Consider the following 16,259-nt stretch of genomic DNA (forward strand, 5'->3'; position numbering starts at 1 on the left):
ACACTGGCCGCCATTGTATGGATTCCCACTCCGGGCTAAAAGCACCCGGTGCGGAAAATACTTGGCCGTTCACCGCGTTTATCGCTTTAGCTCACGAGGGGGCGCCCCTACAATACGCCCTTTCAATTCAGCCCATGGCCCACAGCGGGAGGCAAGACATGACAGCACTCAGTGAAGGCTGGTTTACCGAGGTATTCCAGGACCAGGGGACCGCGTTCTCCCTGCAGGTGAAGAAAAAGCTCCACGAGGAGCAGACACCGTTCCAGAAACTGGAAATCTACGAGACCGAGACCTTTGGCAACTTGATGGTTCTGGATGGCTGCGTGATGCTGACCACCCGCGATAACTTCCTTTACCACGAGATGATGACACACCCGGCCCTGTTCACCCATCGGGACCCCAGAAAAGTGGTGATTGTCGGTGGCGGTGACTGTGGCACCCTGAAAGAAGTGCTCAAACACCCGGGCGTTGAGGAAGCCTGGCAGGTGGAAATCGACGAGCGGGTAACCCGCATGTCGGAAAAGTACTTTCCGGAGCTGTGCGAAGCGAACAGCGACCCGCGTGCCAACTTCTTCTTCGGGGATGGCATCCAGTGGATGCGGGACATTGAGCCGAACAGTGTCGACCTCATAATTATCGACAGCACCGATCCTGTCGGCCCGGCCGAGGGGCTGTTTGCCCTGGATTTCTATCGGGATGCCATGCTGGCGCTGCGTGAGGGGGGCATTATTGTCCAGCAGAGCGAATCACCGCTGCTGCACACCGACAGCATCATCAAGGGCATTCACGAGGACATGCGCAAGGCCGGATTCGAGCACGTACAGACCCTGCCGTTCCCGCAACCGGTCTACCCCACTGGCTGGTGGAGTTGCACCATGGCCAGCAAGGAAAATCCGGTGCGCTATTTCCGCGAGGAAGACGCCAATAACCGGCCGTTCGTGACTCGTTACTACAATGCCGGAGTGCATCGGGGCGCGTTGGCGATGCCCCAGTTCATGGTGGATGCACTGGAAGACGAGGTCCGCCCGGAAGAAGGTTAGGTATACAATCGGCAGACAAAAAAAGGGCGCCAGATGGCGCCCCTTTAGCGTTACTCTTGTCAGCGATTACTGCTTGCCGCTGACGAACTCCGGATAGGCTTCCATACCGCACTCGGACAGATCCACACCTTCGTACTCGTCTTCTTCGGAAACCCTGATGCCCATGACGGCCTTCAAGATGTTCCAGACGATCAGGCTGGTAACGAATACCCAGACGAAGATGGTGAGCATACCAACCAGCTGTCCCATGAAGGTGGCGTCTGCGTCGGACAGGAGAACCGCGAAGATACCCCAGATACCCACGACACCGTGTACAGAGATGGCACCGACCGGATCGTCAATGCGCAGCTTGTCCATGGTCACGATGGAGAACACAACCAGGGTGCCACCGATGGCGCCGATGATGGTTGCGAGCAGGGGAGACGGATCCGCCGGCTCGGCGGTGATGGCAACCAGGCCAGCCAGAGCACCGTTCAGGGCCATGGTCAGGTCGGCCTTGCCGAACATCAGGCGGGCGACGATCAGGGCCGCGATCAGACCGCCAGCCGCTGCGGCGTTTGTGTTCAGGAACACGTTAGCCACTTCGTTCGCAACACCGATGCCGCCGAGCTTCAGGGTTGAACCGCCGTTGAAGCCGAACCAGCCCATCCACAGGATGAAGGTACCCAGAGTGGCCAGGGGCAGGTTGGCGCCCGGGAAGGCACGGATCTCGCCTTTGGCACCGTACTTCCCCTTACGAGCGCCCAGCAGCAGTACGCCGGCCAGGGCAGCGGCCGCGCCGGCCATGTGAACAATACCGGAACCGGCGTAGTCGCTGTAGCTCAGCTCGTACATGCCGAAGACCGCGTCGCCGTTCCAGGTCCAGGAACCCTGCATCGGGTAGATGAAGCCACACATGACAACAGCAAAGGCCAGGAAGGCCCAGAGCTTCATACGCTCGGCCACGGCACCGGACACAATGGACATCGCGGTTGCAACGAAGACGACCTGGAAGAAGAAGTCAGACGCACCGCTGTACTCGCCCATTTCGGCGAAGCCGGCCTCGGTGGAGGCAGCGATGACGCCGGCAATGGCTGCATCGTCCATTTCCGCGACCGTGGTTACGCCACTCAGGAAGATACCGCCGTCGTACATGATGTCGTAACCAACGATCAGGTACATGGTGCAGGCAACTGCAAACAGGGCAACGTTCTTGGTGAGGATCTCGGTGGTGTTCTTGGCACGCACCAGACCGGCTTCGAGCATGGCGAAGCCAGCGGCCATCCACATGACCAGGGCACCGCAGATCAGGAAGTAGAAGGTATCCAGCGCATACTGGAGTTCAAAAATGTGATTTAGATTGCTTTCCATATGAAGCCCTCCGCACGAGGCTTTTCAGGTTATAAATTTTTTGCGTTGGCTGTTCGAAATATCAGAGCTGGTTCAGACCGCTTCTTCGCCGGTTTCGCCAGTCCGGATCCGGATGGCCTGTTCCAGTTCAGTCACGAAGATTTTGCCGTCACCAATCTTGCCGGTGTTGGCTGCCTTGGTGATGGACTCGATAACCTGGTCCAGCAGGTTGTCGCCAATGGCAACCTCAACCTTCACCTTGGGCAGGAAATCCACCACGTATTCTGCGCCACGATAGAGTTCTGTGTGGCCTTTCTGCCGACCGAAGCCTTTGACTTCAGTGACGGTTACGCCTTGCACGCCAATCTCGGATAGTGCCTCACGGACATCATCCAACTTGAAAGGCTTGATGATCGCTGTCACAAGTTTCATTGCTTTCTCCTTGGTAAAGCCGTCCCAACAGTGAGGGCCCGTCGGCCGATTGTTGAGTTCGGGATGCTGCCACCTCGCACACCAATTGTGCGGATTGCGTACGAGAGCTTTAGCATCGGGTATGCCAACGCAAAAAAATAATTTAAAAACAATAGGCTACGATATCCGCGTACCAGAATGGCGCAAACTTGTGCACCAAATTGAAGCGGGCAGCCAGCCAGTGAGCCAAATTGGAGCGGCCTCCTGGCCGTCACATCCCCATTATAGGGTTGACCACCTACAGTATGGCAGGGGCTGCGGTGTGATACACTCCCGCAAACCGGCAACAGGCCCTGTCTTTTAGTCGAAGCCGGATGTTCCAGCAATTTGTGAGGTGATGTGTGAAAGGTCCACAGGATATTTTTGCCCAGTTGCAGGGTCAGTTTGGCCAGTTCGTCCCCGATATGGCCCGTGCTGCCCGGGAAGATTTCGAAACCCAGGCCCGGGCCACTGTGATGGCTGTTCTATCCCGTCTGGAACTGGTTACCCGGGAAGAATTCGACGCTCAGCAGGCGGTCTTGCTGAAGACCCGTGAAAAGGTGGACGAACTCGAGAAGCGGGTGGCCGAACTGGAAAATTCCCTTCAGAAACAATAAATCCCGGAGACGCCCGGCAGGATGCCGGGCAAGCGTATCCCCCTACTACCATGGATGGTCGTCATGCTTGCTATTGTTCACTCCCGCGCCTCCATTGGCGTGTCAGCCCCCGCCGTTACCGTTGAAGTCCATCTCTCAGGCGGCCTGCCTGCGCTCTCCATCGTGGGACTGCCTGAAACCGGTGTAAGAGAGAGCAAGGAGCGCGTTCGAAGCGCGCTGCTGAACGCCGGTTTCGAGTTTCCTGCCCGCAGGATAACGATTAATCTCGCGCCCGCTGATCTGCCCAAGGAGGGTGGCCGGTTTGATTTGCCCATTGCCCTGGGCATTCTGGCCGCCTCTGGCCAGATCCCGGCGGACAGTCTTTCTGATTGCGAATTTCTCGGCGAATTGTCCCTTGATGGTGCATTGCGGCCGCTCAGAGGTGTATTGCCGGCTGTACTGGCTGCCCGGAAGGATCAGCGGAGCCTGCTGGTTCCCCACGGCAATGCCGAGGAAGCGGCCCTGGCCAGCCAGGGTGACGTGCTGGCTGCCGGTCACCTGCTGGCGGTGTGTGAGCATTTGAGTGGGCGCGCCCGTCTGGTGCCAGTGCCCAGGTCTTCCCTGGAGCAGCCGCCGGTTAACGAGGGCGAGGTGCCGGATCTTTCGGACGTTCGCGGTCAGCGAGTTCCCCGGCGGGCATTGGAGGTGGCTGCGGCCGGTGGTCACAACCTGCTGTTTTTCGGTCCGCCCGGAACCGGCAAGAGCATGCTCGCCAGTCGGCTTCCGGGCATTCTTCCCGGGCTGGATGATGCTGCTGCCATGGAAGTTGCCAGCGTCCATTCGGTATACGGGCTTCCCGTCCGTTCCGGGGGCTGGCGGCAGCCACCTTTCCGATCGCCTCACCATACCGCATCGGCAGTTGCCCTGGTGGGTGGCGGAAGCAGCCCGCGGCCCGGGGAAATCTCCCTGGCTCATCGGGGCGTACTTTTTCTTGACGAATTGCCAGAGTTCGAACGTCGGGTTCTCGAAGTGTTGCGGGAGCCAATGGAAACCGGTGAGATCTCGATCAGCCGTGCGGCGCGGCAGGTGAATTTCCCAGCCCGATTTCAGGTGGTGGGGGCAATGAACCCGTGCCCCTGTGGCTATAGTGGTCATCCCACCATCGAGTGTCAGTGTACGCCGCAACAGGTTGCGCGTTACCGATCGAAAATTTCCGGCCCGCTCCTGGACAGGTTTGATCTGCACGTGGAGGTGCCGGTGCAGGGTGGCGACATACTGATGCGCCAGGGCGGGGACGGCGAGACCAGCGCCGCGATCCGGGAGCGCGTTCTGGCGGCCAGAGCCCGTCAGACAGAGCGAGGTTGCCTGAATGCCGCCCTGTCAGGGCGCGAGCTGCAGGCTGCATGCCGACTGGACCGGCAGGGTGAGGAGCTCCTCACCGGTGCCATGGAGAAGCTGGGGCTCTCCGCCCGGGCGTTACACAGAATTCTTCGGGTGGCCCGGACGCTGGCGGATCTGGAAGGTTGTAGGGAGCCAGGGCAGAACCACCTGGTCGAGGCGCTGGGCTACCGGCAACTGGATCGGCAACAGGGTCGTAACTCGGTGGTTTCCGCCTGAGCCGGGACACTCTGGTAAACTAGTGCCAAATTCCGTTAACCATGACCCGCTGCCTGCGGTTAAGGATTGCAGATGACAGACCAGAAAGAACCGCAAGATTCCAAAGAGGCCGCTGATTCGCCGGTCACCACCCGCCGCGGTGTGCGTAGTTTTGTTTTGCGCCAGGGCCGGATGACGGAAGGCCAGAAAAAGGCATTCGAACGCAGTTGGCCGAAGTATGGCTTGAGCCGCGAAGACGGCATGATCGATCCGCGGGAGGTCTTTGGCCGGGACAACATGCTTAACCTGGAAATCGGTTTCGGAATGGGCCGATCCCTTGCCGAGATGGCTGAAGCGGCTCCCGAGCAGGATTTTATCGGCGTTGAAGTCCATCAGCCCGGTGTTGGTGCGCTTCTCAAGGAGATAGAGGATCGTGGCCTGGAAAACGTCCGGATTTACAGTATCGATGCCAACGATGTGATTGATCTTTGCTTGCCGGATGCCTGCCTGGACCGGGTGATGGTGTTCTTCCCGGACCCCTGGCACAAGAAAAAGCACCACAAGCGTCGACTGATCCAGCATGAGTTCGTCCAGCGGGTCCGTCACAAGCTGAGGGTGGGTGGCATCCTGCACCTGGCGACCGACTGGGAGAATTACGCCGAGCACATGCTCGAGGTGATGAGCGAGTCCGAGGGCTTTGCCAACACTCAGGAGTCCGGGGGGTACTCACCGCGCCCTGACGACCGTCCGATCACCAAGTTTGAAAAGCGTGGCGAGACCCTGGGGCATGGTGTCTGGGATCTGTTGTTTTACCGCACCAACTGACAGCCTTTGAATCGCGTCAGTGATTCGCCAGGGGATGGCGCCTGGACGCCCGGATAATCACCAGTCCGGCGATGCCGAGGGTGAGCGCCGTGAACTTGATGAGCGCGCACAGGGTGGCGGAGAGGCTCATTTCGTCGGTGGGTGGATTGAAATTGTTCAGCAACAGGATGTTCTCGGCGCCATCACTGAGGCCGGCGGTTGCGAAAAGGGCTCGTACCCATCGGGCCCCGACCCGCTCACGAATACCGGGTCTATCACGGGTGAAATGCCTTGTGAGATGTATCAGGGCCAGCATGTAGGCGGGAATAAACAGGAAGTCCAGCCAGAGTGAAACCTTTGCCCAGGCAACCCCGTCGCTTCCCCAGCTGCGAAAAATGGCGTGTGCCTGATCGGCGGTACCGGCCAGTTGGTAGCTGACAATACCTTGGGGGGCGGAAGCGGTTTGCAGTGGCTGGTTGACCATAAGCAAAGCGAACAGCAGCACGGCAGCCACCACCAGGCTTGCTTTCAGGCTTCTCGGAAAGGCAGCCACTCCGGGTGCAGAGTCCATTACAGAAAACGCTCCAACAGGCTGTTGAGGTATCGCTGGCCCAGGTTGGTTGCCTGGAGCCGGTCGCTTACCAGCAGCTTTTCATTTCGTAGTTGTTCAAGTTTTACTCCAACTATGGTCAGGGGTAAACCCGTTCGCCTGGAAAAAAGGCTTTCATCCACTCCTTCTTTCAGCCTCAGGGCATTCATCATGAATTCCAGGGGCAGATCTTCCGTCGCGATGACATCGGTGCCGGCAGTGCGGCTGCCGATCCGGTTCAGGTAGGCTTCAGGTTGGCGGGTCTTCCAGTATCGACGGATACTGCCATCGGCCAGGCTGATTTTGCCGTGGGCGCCGGCCCCCAGGGCCAGATAGTCGCCAAACGTCCAGTAGTTCAGGTTATGGCGGGATGCCTTTCCGCAAAGGCTCCAGGCCGAAACTTCGTAATCCTGGTAGCCCCGCAGGTGCAGCAGGTCAGACCCTCGGCGGTAGATGTCCCAGAGATGATCGTCGTCTGGCAGATCTGGAGGCCGACTGTAGAACTCGGTGTTTGGCTCCAGCGTGAGCTGATACCAGGACAGGTGCGGTGGTTCGTAGACCAGGGCGGTCTCGATGTCATTGAGGGCCTGCTCCGGGGTCTGGCCGGGCAGGCCGTGCATCAGGTCGATATTGAAATTGTCGAAGCCGGCCTGGCGAGCGGTCTGGATGGCCCTGTGGGCGGCACCGGTGTCATGAATGCGCCCCAGGGCTTCGAGGTGTTCGGGATTGAAACTCTGGACTCCGATGGACAGGCGGTTGATGCCCGCCTTCCGGAAGAGTTCGAAACGGCCGGCTTCCAGTGTTCCCGGGTTGGCTTCCAGGGTGATTTCGGCATCCGGCGCAAAGGTGAGCCTTGCCCGCAGTTCCCGGAACAGGCGGTCGTAGAATTCGCCGCTCATCAGGGATGGGGTGCCACCCCCGATGAACACGGTTTCTATCGGTCGGTCGGTGGCGAACCCCAGGTCCTGATCGAGATCTTCGAGCAGGGCCTTCAGGTAGACGGACTCGGGTAGGGTCCCGGTAAAAGCGTGGGAGTTGAAGTCACAGTAGGGGCACTTTCGCACACACCACGGCACGTGAATATACAGGCTCAGCGGCGGCCGAACCGCCGCTGGCTGTTGACTTTTCCCGGTCTGCACGTCGTTCAACGGGGTCAGGCCTCGGCCTTGAGCTGTTCCATAAGGATTTTCAGGGCCCGTCCGCGGTGGCTGATGCGGCTTTTCTCGGGGCGGGACAGTTCGGCCGCGCTGCACTCATGCTCTGGAACCAGGAATACCGGGTCATAGCCAAAGCCGCCATCGCCGCGCGGTGATCTGAGGATCGATCCCGGCCAACGGCCATGGCAAACGATGGGTGTCGGGTCGTCGGCGTGACGCAGGTACACCAGCACACAATGAAACTGAGCATCCCGTTGCCCGTCCGGAACGTTCGCCATGGCCTCAAGGAGGGCATTTACATTGTCCTGGTCGTTCGCCTCCTCGCCGGCAAATCGGGCGGAGCGGACGCCGGGCCGGCCTCCGAGCGCATCCACCGCCAGCCCGCTGTCGTCCGCCAGGGCGGGAAGCCCGGTTTCCCGGGCGGCATGGCGGGCCTTGAGGATCGCGTTTTCAACAAAGGTAATCGCCGGCTCCTCGGCTTCACCAACGCCGAGATCGCCCTGGGCAACCGGCTCCATGCCCAGGGGGGAGAGCAACTCAGTCAGTTCGGCAATTTTCCCTTTGTTATTGCTGGCAATCACAAGTCTGTTGGTCATACCGGCCTAATCGCTGAACAGTGTATGGGCAAACCGCACCGCCAGGTCCTGCTGATGTCCGGTCGGACGGGCGGTAACATTAAAGGTCATCAACTCCCCGGAGGAATACTGGTACTCGGCGATAAAGTACACGGAATCGCCCTCCTGGATGCGGCGGAACGCCAGAAAACGTACTTGCTGGACATCGTTGGTGACTTTGCCTTCCACCTGGCCACTCACCGGAGACATGGAGCCGTCCTCGTTTTCCTCCATGATGGAAATATTGACGATTCCGATGCCCTTGCTGCGTTGGAGATTGTTCGCCTTGGCGACTTCAGGAGCGAGGAACGTGCTGGGTAGAACACTCCAGAGCACCGTGTACTCCCCGAAATCTTTCGAACCGGCCTGTGCCTGCAGGCTGAACAGGCCAATCAGAGCAATTACCAGCAGGTTGCGGAATGTGGAGAAGGTTTTCGCAATCATCACTATGTCTCCCGTGTGATTCGGTAAATGGCAATCTCACCCAACAGATTCGGCCACAGGCGCGCCAGCCAACTGTTCTGGTGCTGGCCGTCCACCACCCGACGGCTTTTGATCCGGATGCCCTTTTGCCGGCACAGAGCCTCAAAGTCCTTGAAGGTGCACAGCCTGATGTTGGGCGTGTTATACCATTTATACGGCAGTGCCTCGGATTCGGGCATACGTCCGCTCAACGTCAACCCCCAGCGGAGTCGCCAGTGAGCAAAGTTCGGGAAGGTCACAATGCCTTCGCTGCCAACCCGGAGCATCTCATCCAGCACCTTGTCCGGGCGCCGGACCGCCTGAAGCGCCTGGGTCATCAGGACGATATCGAAGCTGCCGTCATCGAAATTGCCCAATCCCTGGGTGTCCAGGTTCTGTTCGATTACCGCCACCCCCCTGCCCATGCAGGTAGTGATGTGCTCCGGGTTGATTTCCAGGCCAAAGCCGCTGGCGCCCCGTTCTCTCTGGAGAAAGTCGAGGAGGGTGCCGTCGCCGCAGCCCAGGTCCAGAACATGGTGGCCGGGCTGAACCCACTGCTGGATGATTTCGAGGTCTGGTCTCATGCTCCGACCTCCCGTGCTACCCGGTCCATGTAAGCGTTGAAAATGTCGGTGTATCTGGGGGTCGGAATCAGAAACGCGTCGTGACCCCAGGGCGCATCCACCTCGGCGTAGCTGACCTTCCGGCGGGCAGCAATCATGGCGTTCACCATTTCCTCGGAACGGGCGGGCGTGAAGCGCCAGTCGGTGCTGAACGACAACACCAGGTATTCGCAACTGGCCGCTGCCAGCGCTTTCGAAAGATCACCGCCGAACTCGTAGGCCGGGTCAAAGTAGTCCAGCGCCCGGGTCATCAGCAGATAGGTATTGGCGTCGAAAGACTCAGAAAATCGCTCGCCCTGATAGCGAAGGTAGCTCTCAACCTGGAATTCCGCATCGTAACCAAACTTGTAGGCCTGATCGCGAAGTTCGCGGCCGAATTTTTCACCCATGGAGGCATCGGACAGATAGGTGATGTGTCCCACCATCCTTGCCAGCATCAGGCCGCGCCGCGGAACGGTATCAAAGTCGTAATAGCGTCCTTCGTGAAATTCCCGGTCGGAAGTGATGGCCTGCCGGGCCACTTCATTGAAGGCTATATTCTGGGCGGTCAGCCGGGGTGTGGAGGCAATGACCACGGCATGCCGCAGGCGATCCGGGTAGTCCAGGCTCCACTGCAAAGCCTGCATGCCGCCGAGGGAACCGCCAACGACGGCCGCCCAGCACTGGATGCCGAGCCGGTCCGCCAGCAGTGCCTGACTCTTGACCCAGTCGCCCACGGTAATCACCGGAAACTCCGGGCCGAAGGGTTTTCCGGTTTCTGGATTGATGCTGTTCGGCCCTGTGCTTCCGTGACAGCCCCCCAGGTTGTTCAGGCTGACAACAAAAAAACGGTCGGTATCGATGGGTTTGCCGGGGCCGATACAGCTGTCCCACCAGCCAGGCTTGCGGTCTTCGGCCGAGTGATAGCCGGCTGCATGGTGGTGCCCACTCAGGGCGTGGCAGATAAGGACCGCGTTGCTGGCATCGGCATTCAGGATGCCGTAGGTTTCCACCACCAGGTCATAGTTTTCCAGGGTCTGGCCGCAGGCCAGATCGATCGGAGCGTCGAAATGATAGGTCTGCGGGGTGACAATCCCGACAGAATCCGCAGGCAGGGTATCAGGCATCGGCGCGAGTGGTTCCTGGTTCGGTCCTTAAGTGTCTGGAAAAGCAATGACAACGCCATCGCCAGCCCAGCAGTTTAAAGCCGGGGCGGGATGGCTGCAACCGCCTGAATAGTTGCTCTGACGGGACCTCAGACGGCCCCGGAGATGTTCACCACTTTTTGCTGGATCAGGGTGGGGGCCGGTTTGCGGATCTGGCGTTGCATGGCATCGGCCAATTCCAGCTGTTTGCGCAGATCAGCAATGGTGTTGGTGAGGCGCTGGCGCTCGGTCCGGCTGTCCCGGTCGTTACGAACCATGTCGCGAAGGCGCCGGATCTGGTGCTCCAGCAGCTGTTTCTGTTCCATGGAGTACTGCATGATCGGCAACAAGGCCTCGGACGGCCAGCGTTCAACGTCATGGCGCACGCGAGCGTGCAGGGTGCGGGCTTCGCCCACCATGACGTTGAAAAAACGGCGAACGAGAACCGATTGCTCCGTCAGCAGATTTTTCGGGCTGATACGGAAGCGTCGGGCCTTCTTGCGCAACTCCCGGATGGCGATTACGTGACGCCCGGCCCGGAGCGGGATGGGCTCAAGATGACGGGCCCTGTTGTCTTCGTTATAGCGGCGGTAAATGGCGCCGACCATCTTCTCGGCCAGGTGCCCTTCGCTCAACAGATTGGTCAGGTCGCTTTCAAGCAATTCGAAGAACTGGTCCATGGCGCGGTTCATGCCGGCGGTAGTCCAGCTCTTCGACATACTGGTACGGATACGCTCTGCGTGGGCTTCGAACCGATCCTCACTTACCAGTTTTTTCAGCAGGTCACCCTGGGAGTCCATCAGGCGCCGGCTCGAGCGCAGCGTGATCAGCTTCTTGTAATAGAAGTCGTAGTCTTTCTGGGCTCGCTCGGCCAAACGGCTCAAAGCCGCCTTGTCCATGGTGACACCGCCGCAGGCCTGGAGTTCTTCTTCCAGGGATTCCAGGCGGTATTGCATCGCCGCCTGGCTGTTCTGGAGCATGCCCAGAAGGTCATTGATCAGGCTCTGGGTTATCAGCTGTTCCTTGTGCATCAGGATGCGCTGGATAATCAACTGCTCGAGTTGGCCGACATTGGAGCGTTCAAACAGGTCGCTGTCTTTCCTGACCCTGGCAACCAGCCCCTGTTTGGCGGAAACCGGGATCACATCATGTTGGCGCATCCCCAGGTGATCGGCGGTGTAGCCGCGCACGCGTTCAATGGCCTCTTTGGTGTGGCGTTCACCCTGAAGGTCATCCCAGAGCACATCGATCTTGTTCAGAACGGCAAAACGACCGGCGCGGTGATCCGCGTGCTGGGTGTCGATGTGTTCCTTCCAGATGGTCATATCGCTGGCGGTCACACCGGTGTCGGCACTGAGCACAAAGATGACGGCATGGGCGCGGGGCAGCATGCTGATGGTCAGTTCCGGCTCTGAGCCCAGAGCATTAAGGCCCGGAGTGTCGAGAATGCGCAGCCCGCGCTCGAACAGAGGGTGGCGGATGCTGATTTGCGCGTTGCGCCAGGCGGGCACCAGAACGTTGCCAGGATTATTGCGGTCATGCTCCAGCATATCCTCGTCGAAGCCGAGCTTCCGCGCCTCCTCCGGCGGTACGCTTTTCACCCGGGCAACCTCGGCCAGCACCTCGCGCATGATTTCGGGATCGCGCTCATCGAGTTCATGTTTGACCCAACGTTCCGGCTGCTTGCGTAGCTGCTGCAGGGACAGGTCGCCGTTCCGGGTTTCAATGGGCAGCAGAAGGAGGTAATTCTCGTTGGCACTGCGATCGAAGAACAGCTCGGTGGGGCACATGGTAGTGCGCCCTGCCTGCGAGGGCAGCATGCGCTGGCCGTATTCGGAGAAGAACAGGGCGTTGATCAGCTCGGTTTTCCCGCGGGAGTACTCCCCGACAAACGCAATGGTGAGCTCATCCTCGATCAGCAGCTCCAGGCCATGGCGGATGCGGGTGCTGACATCGTCGGAAAACAGATTGTTATCCTGCAGCCACAGCCGGTAACGGCCGATCTGCCGGATCAGCTCCTTTTTCCAGTTGTGATAAGCCTCTACCTGCTGCGACAGAGTTCCCTGTTGGTTCATCGGATTTTCCTTCTGCGCGACTTCCGGGTATCCCGGGCAAAACGGAGTGCTCACGGGTGACGGATTAATTACCGTTAATACTATCCTGTTCTATCTATGTTTGCGGTGGGCAGTAGCTGGAGGGATTGGTTGAGGCCTAATGAATATAACAAAAAAGGGCCGCAAAAACATAAGGTTGAGTTTGCAGCCCCGGAATTATGGATTTCGTGGCTAAGTGTTACAAAGTGTATATTTGAGACGGGGTTTACATACCCAGACCGATGGAGCCGAGGCCGGCGGCCATTTTCATGTGCTCTATCACCACCGAAATTACGTTCAGGATCAGGAACACAATGATGGGTGACAGGTCCAGTCCGCCCATGGAAGGCATGATGTTTCGCACCGGGCGCATCACCGGCTCTGTGATCTGGGCAACCAGCTGAATCGCGGGGTGGCCGCTGCCGGGCGCGATCCAGCTGACGATTACCACGGCGATAACAGACCAGAAGTAGATTTTTACGATCAGGTCCAGGACGTTCAGGACGGCCCATACCAGCAGGGTAACCGGATTAACGGCGGGGATGCCGCCGTTCAGGGCAACCAGTATCAGGAAGAAAGTGATGCCCTGAATGATGACCGCGAGAACCAATGAGGCACCATCAACGCCGCCCCAGCCGGGGATGAAGCGACGCAGTGGACGCAGCGGCGGGTTGGTAGCCTTGACCACGAACTGGGAGATGGGGTTATAGAAGTCTGCCCGCGCCAGTTGAAGCAGGAACCGCAGCAGCACAATGGTCATGTAGAAGGTGGATGCGATCAGCAGGATGGTAATCAGAATGTCTGCCAGCATGAAGCCGTGTCTCCGTTATCGGTTACTGTTTGCCCGCCAGTTCTTTGGCCATTTCTTCCGAGCGCTTGAACGCCGCCTTGTAGGCTTTGGCCACCAGGTCACGCATGCCACCCTCTTCAAAGGTGTTGATGGCCTGCTCGGTGGTTCCGCCAGGAGACATCACGTTACGCTTGAGCTGGCCCGGGTCGTGCTCGCTTCGGGCGGCCATCTCGGCGGCTCCTGCCATGGTCTGGATGGCCAGCTCTCTTGCGGTTCCGGCGGCAATGCCAGCTTCGGTGGCAGCTTCTTCAAGCGCCTCGAGCATCAGGAAAAAATAGGCCGGGCCGCTGCCGGAGAGGGCGGTAACGGCATGTAGCAGATTTTCGTCCTCAACCCAGAGGGCCGAGCCGATGCTTTCAAACACCGATTCCACCATCTTCTTCTGCTTGTCTTTCACCTCCTTGTTGGCGAACAGGCCCGCGGCCCCCTTGCCGACGAGGGACGGTGTGTTAGGCATCACCCGAACCATGGGTAAGCCGCCTCCGAGCCAGCCATCCAGAGTATCGGCTGTCAGGCCGGCGGCAATGGAGACCATGAGAGGGCGGGTATTCTGAACCACTGGCGCGATGTCTCGACAGACATCTGCCATTACCTGTGGTTTCACCGCCAGGACTACCATGTCGGCCAGCTGGGCGCAGTAGCGGTTGTCTGTGGTTACGCTTACGCCGAAGCGCTTGCGGATCGTTTGCAGGTGCGCGTCATCCGGCGCGCTCACCCAGATATTGCCGGCCTGATAGCCGTTATCCAGCATACCGCCAATGATGGCGCTGGCCATGTTGCCGGCGCCAATAAAAGAAATGGTTGGTGATGTGCTCAAGGTTAACTCCCCGGTTGATCGTTTAAACGTCCGGCCCTGATCATAGCAGGAACCGGTCGGTTCAGCTCTTTACTGGGCGTTCGCCAAAAAGTGCAGTGCCCACCCGTACCCAGGTAGCGCCCTCCGCAATCGCGACTTCCAGATCGCCGGACATGCCCATGGACAGTGTGTCGAGCGGGCCCGCGTCTGGATGATCTGCCTTCAGTTGCTTGAGGGTATTGGCCAGCTTTCTAAAACTGGCTCTCAATCCTGCTTCGGGCTGATCCGGATCCGGAATTGCCATCAGTCCTCTCAGACTGAGGTTTGGCAATTCGCCAATTTCCGCCACCAGATCCGGCAGCTGTTCAATAGTGCAGCCGGATTTGCTGTCTTCTTCATTAATATTGACCTGTAGGCAGATATTCAATGGTGGCAACTGGGGGGCCCGCTGTTCGCTGAGACGGCGGGCGATCTTGAGGCGGTCCACGCTGTGCACCCAGGCGAAGGCAGAGGCAATCTGCCGGGTCTTGTTGGACTGGATCGGGCCGATGAAATGCCACTCCAGGTCTTCGAGATCAGACAGCGCCTCGATCTTTTCCAGGGCTTCCTGAAGGTAGTTCTCACCGAAGGCACGCTGCCCGGCCGAAAAGGCTTCCCGCAGATCTTCCGGCGGTCGGGTTTTACTCACGGCGAGCAGATGCACGGCCCCCGGCTCGCGCCCGGCCTGCAATGTTGCTTTTTGTATGCGTCGGGTTACGCTCCCGATGTTGTCTGCTATGCTGCTCATAGTGTGAGATTGCCACGCTCGGTCTGTCACTTGTACGGTGACACGTTACCCGCAGGTCACTGAAATGCCAAGTGAACCGCGCCGGGGCCTCGCCGGGCGGAAGCTACCGGGATAAAAGAAAAAGCCTTCCGAGGATTCCTATGGATATTACTGAACTGCTTGCCTTTTCGGCGAAACAGGGTGCGTCTGACTTGCACCTCTCTGCCGGCCTGCCCCCGATGATTCGTGTTGATGGTGATGTTCGCCGCATCAACCTGCCGCCCATGGAGCATAAAGAAGTCCACGGGCTGATCTACGACATCATGAACGACAAGCAGCGCAAGGACTACGAGGAATTCCTGGAAACCGACTTCTCCTTTGAAGTACCCGGTGTTGCCCGTTTCCGTGTTAACGCCTTTAACCAGAACCGTGGCGCCGGTGCAGTGTTCCGGACCATCCCTTCCAAGGTCCTGACCATGGAAGACCTGGGTATGGGCCAGGTGTTCAAGGATATCTCGTCCGTACCGCGTGGGCTGGTGCTGGTAACCGGCCCCACCGGTTCCGGTAAGTCCACCACCCTCGCGGCGATGATGGACTACATCAACGACACCCGTTACGAGCACATCCTCACCATTGAGGACCCCATCGAATTTGTACACGACTCCAAGAAGTGCCTGGTCAACCAGCGGGAAGTTCACAGGGATACCCTGGGCTTCAACGAAGCGCTGCGTTCAGCCCTGCGGGAAGACCCCGACATCATCCTGGTTGGTGAGCTCCGGGATCTGGAAACCATCCGGCTGGCGCTAACAGCCGCGGAAACCGGCCACCTTGTATTCGGCACGCTGCACACCACCTCCGCCGCCAAGACTATTGACCGGGTGGTCGACGTGTTCCCGGCGGAAGAGAAGTCCATGGTTCGCTCGATGCTGTCGGAGTCCTTGCAGGCCGTTATTTCCCAGACCCTGATGAAGAAAATGGGCGGTGGCCGGATCGCGGCGCACGAAATCATGATCGGCACCTCCGCGATCCGGAACCTGATCCGGGAAGACAAGATCGCGCAGATGTATTCGTCGATCCAGACCGGTGGTTCCCTCGGCATGCAGACTCTGGATCAGTGCCTCGAGCGGCTGCTTCAGAAGGGTCTGATTTCCCGCGAAGCAGCGCGGGCCAAGGCCAAGATGCCTGATAACTTTTAATTTAGTTGCTCCGGGCCGTGTCGTTGGTGCCAGGAGCGGAGGGGGAGTTCATCAGACTCCCCGAATACAGTTTGAAGGGTGGGGCGGGTGCAGCTTCCCGGGACTGTCTGCAGCATGGATGCTGCAGTCAAGCGTACATGGACGTATTTACAGCGTGTCCCGGGAAGCTGCACC

At 59.0% G+C, this 16,259-nt stretch carries 17 protein-coding genes; 5 read left to right on the plus strand and 12 right to left on the minus strand.

The annotated features are described in order from the left end of the window. Window positions 1–158: 158 nt before the first annotated feature. A complete protein-coding gene (gene speE / locus QZ534_RS10310; protein ID WP_296934229.1) occupies window positions 159–1,040 on the plus strand; it encodes a polyamine aminopropyltransferase in 882 nt (293 codons plus the stop codon). A 66-nt stretch (window positions 1,041–1,106) separates the two neighbouring features. On the opposite strand, the gene QZ534_RS10315 is transcribed toward speE, so the two are convergent. Both QZ534_RS10315 and glnK read right to left on the minus strand, forming a co-directional pair. Then, complete coding sequence (locus QZ534_RS10315; RefSeq protein ID WP_296934231.1) at window positions 1,107–2,390, minus strand: ammonium transporter; 1,284 nt, start codon at window positions 2,388–2,390, stop codon at window positions 1,107–1,109. Window positions 2,391–2,462: 72 nt separating this feature from the next. Beyond that, entirely contained in the window at window positions 2,463–2,801 is a 339-nt protein-coding gene (gene glnK / locus QZ534_RS10320; RefSeq protein ID WP_004578958.1) for a P-II family nitrogen regulator, read from the minus strand. 380 nt (window positions 2,802–3,181) lie between these two features. On the opposite strand from glnK, the gene QZ534_RS10325 reads away from it, so the two are divergent. The 3 genes from QZ534_RS10325 (at window position 3,182) to trmB (ending at window position 5,836) form a co-directional block, all read left to right on the plus strand. Then, window positions 3,182–3,436, plus strand: coding sequence for an accessory factor UbiK family protein (locus QZ534_RS10325; protein WP_296934237.1), 255 nt, complete (start codon window positions 3,182–3,184; stop codon window positions 3,434–3,436). A gap of 63 nt (window positions 3,437–3,499) precedes the next feature. After that, complete coding sequence (locus tag QZ534_RS10330) at window positions 3,500–5,032, plus strand: YifB family Mg chelatase-like AAA ATPase (protein ID WP_296934239.1); 1,533 nt, start codon at window positions 3,500–3,502, stop codon at window positions 5,030–5,032. Between the two features lie 72 nt (window positions 5,033–5,104). After that, window positions 5,105–5,836 (plus strand): tRNA (guanosine(46)-N7)-methyltransferase TrmB, encoded by a 732-nt coding sequence (gene trmB / locus QZ534_RS10335; RefSeq protein WP_296934241.1) that lies wholly within the window; start codon window positions 5,105–5,107, stop codon window positions 5,834–5,836. A 16-nt stretch (window positions 5,837–5,852) separates the two neighbouring features. On the opposite strand, the gene QZ534_RS10340 is transcribed toward trmB, so the two are convergent. The 10 genes from QZ534_RS10340 to QZ534_RS10385 all read right to left on the minus strand — a co-directional run bounded on the left by QZ534_RS10340 (window position 5,853) and on the right by QZ534_RS10385 (window position 14,910). Then, on the minus strand, window positions 5,853–6,386 hold the full coding sequence (locus QZ534_RS10340; protein ID WP_296934243.1) for a hypothetical protein: 534 nt from the start codon (window positions 6,384–6,386) through the stop codon (window positions 5,853–5,855). Beyond that, window positions 6,386–7,552, minus strand: coding sequence for a radical SAM family heme chaperone HemW (gene hemW / locus QZ534_RS10345; RefSeq protein ID WP_296934245.1), 1,167 nt, complete (start codon window positions 7,550–7,552; stop codon window positions 6,386–6,388). Before hemW ends, QZ534_RS10340 begins: the two co-directional genes overlap by 1 nt. 5 nt (window positions 7,553–7,557) lie before the next feature. Beyond that, on the minus strand, window positions 7,558–8,157 hold the full coding sequence (rdgB, locus tag QZ534_RS10350; protein WP_296934247.1) for an RdgB/HAM1 family non-canonical purine NTP pyrophosphatase: 600 nt from the start codon (window positions 8,155–8,157) through the stop codon (window positions 7,558–7,560). Between the two features lie 6 nt (window positions 8,158–8,163). Further along, the gene (locus tag QZ534_RS10355; protein ID WP_296934249.1) at window positions 8,164–8,619 is read right to left on the minus strand and encodes a DUF4426 domain-containing protein; all 456 of its coding nucleotides are present in this window, start codon (window positions 8,617–8,619) and stop codon (window positions 8,164–8,166) included. A 2-nt stretch (window positions 8,620–8,621) separates the two neighbouring features. After that, window positions 8,622–9,221 carry a methionine biosynthesis protein MetW gene (metW, locus tag QZ534_RS10360; RefSeq protein WP_296934251.1) on the minus strand — a complete coding sequence of 200 codons (600 nt, stop codon included), beginning with the start codon at window positions 9,219–9,221 and terminating at the stop codon, window positions 8,622–8,624. Then, the gene (locus QZ534_RS10365) at window positions 9,218–10,366 is read right to left on the minus strand and encodes a homoserine O-acetyltransferase (protein WP_296934253.1); all 1,149 of its coding nucleotides are present in this window, start codon (window positions 10,364–10,366) and stop codon (window positions 9,218–9,220) included. Before QZ534_RS10365 ends, metW begins: the two co-directional genes overlap by 4 nt. A gap of 128 nt (window positions 10,367–10,494) precedes the next feature. After that, on the minus strand, window positions 10,495–12,459 hold the full coding sequence (locus tag QZ534_RS10370; RefSeq protein WP_296934255.1) for a dynamin family protein: 1,965 nt from the start codon (window positions 12,457–12,459) through the stop codon (window positions 10,495–10,497). A 244-nt stretch (window positions 12,460–12,703) separates the two neighbouring features. Next, entirely contained in the window at window positions 12,704–13,288 is a 585-nt protein-coding gene (locus QZ534_RS10375) for a YggT family protein (RefSeq protein WP_296934257.1), read from the minus strand. 22 nt (window positions 13,289–13,310) lie between these two features. Further along, the gene (proC, locus tag QZ534_RS10380; protein ID WP_296934259.1) at window positions 13,311–14,144 is read right to left on the minus strand and encodes a pyrroline-5-carboxylate reductase; all 834 of its coding nucleotides are present in this window, start codon (window positions 14,142–14,144) and stop codon (window positions 13,311–13,313) included. Between the two features lie 61 nt (window positions 14,145–14,205). After that, complete coding sequence (locus tag QZ534_RS10385; RefSeq protein ID WP_296934261.1) at window positions 14,206–14,910, minus strand: YggS family pyridoxal phosphate-dependent enzyme; 705 nt, start codon at window positions 14,908–14,910, stop codon at window positions 14,206–14,208. A 140-nt stretch (window positions 14,911–15,050) separates the two neighbouring features. Here QZ534_RS10385 and QZ534_RS10390 point away from each other — a divergent pair, with 140 nt between their 5' ends. Continuing rightward, window positions 15,051–16,085: a type IV pilus twitching motility protein PilT gene (locus QZ534_RS10390; RefSeq protein ID WP_058091364.1), complete on the plus strand. Its 1,035-nt coding sequence runs from the start codon at window positions 15,051–15,053 to the stop codon at window positions 16,083–16,085. Window positions 16,086–16,259: the final 174 nt, after the last annotated feature.

The organism is uncultured Marinobacter sp., from assembly GCF_913055835.1.
Classification (GTDB): domain Bacteria; phylum Pseudomonadota; class Gammaproteobacteria; order Pseudomonadales; family Oleiphilaceae; genus Marinobacter.